The following is a 322-nucleotide window of genomic DNA, read 5'->3' on the forward strand; positions in this document are numbered from 1 at the left end:
CTCTCCCAGCTGAGCTAATCCTCCAAAGTGGTGACCCGTACGGGATTCGAACCCGTGTTACCGCCGTGAAAGGGCGGTGTCTTAACCACTTGACCAACGGGCCAAATATTATAAATCCTATGGCGGAGAGCAAGGGATTCGAACCCTTGATACGCTTGTGACGTATACACGATTTCCAATCGTGCTCCTTCGGCCAACTCGGACAGCTCTCCAATGGCTCCGCAGGTAGGAATCGAACCTACGACCGATCGGTTAACAGCCGATAGCTCTACCGCTGAGCTACTGCGGAATAATATTGCCTGGCAACGTCCTACTCTCACAG

At 52.8% G+C, this 322-nt stretch carries 3 tRNA genes; all 3 read right to left on the reverse strand.

Annotated elements, in window-relative coordinates:
* Positions 1-28 precede the first annotated feature (28 nt).
* The 3 genes from RT27_RS32100 to RT27_RS32110 all read right to left on the reverse strand — a co-directional run bounded on the left by RT27_RS32100 (position 29) and on the right by RT27_RS32110 (position 289).
* Positions 29-103: transfer RNA gene (locus RT27_RS32100), tRNA-Glu, on the reverse strand.
* A 17-nt stretch (positions 104-120) separates the two neighbouring features.
* Positions 121-212 (reverse strand) — tRNA-Ser (locus tag RT27_RS32105).
* Between the two features lie 2 nt (positions 213-214).
* Positions 215-289: transfer RNA gene (locus RT27_RS32110), tRNA-Asn, on the reverse strand.
* Positions 290-322 lie beyond the last annotated feature (33 nt).

It is taken from the genome of Bacillus sp. L_1B0_5, from assembly GCF_000836715.1.
Taxonomy (GTDB): domain Bacteria; phylum Bacillota; class Bacilli; order Bacillales; family Bacillaceae_G; genus Bacillus_A; species Bacillus_A thuringiensis_S.